The following is a 224-nucleotide window of genomic DNA, read 5'->3' on the forward strand; positions in this document are numbered from 1 at the left end:
TTAAAAGGGGGAGTTTTTTTATGATCAAATTTCATGATTTTGGAATTGGACTGGAGGAATATGAACAGAGGGGAAAAATGAATGATTTTCCTTCCTTCGATGTTTGTCCAGGCTGCAAACGACCGGCACATGGAAACCTTCATAGAAATGGTTATTACTGGCGTTATGGAATTACTGACGAGGTCACCTTACGAATCCCTATTTGTCGCCTAAAATGTTTAAAT

1 pseudogene is annotated in these 224 nt (G+C 38.4%); it reads left to right on the forward strand.

Annotation, left to right across the window (positions count from 1 at the left end):
* Positions 1 to 20: 20 nt before the first annotated feature.
* Positions 21 to 224: pseudogene (locus tag M3183_RS27015) on the forward strand (DUF6431 domain-containing protein); the annotation flags it as partial.

The sequence above is a fragment of the Neobacillus mesonae genome (genome assembly GCF_023715155.1).
GTDB classification, from domain to species: domain Bacteria; phylum Bacillota; class Bacilli; order Bacillales; family Cytobacillaceae; genus Neobacillus; species Neobacillus mesonae_A.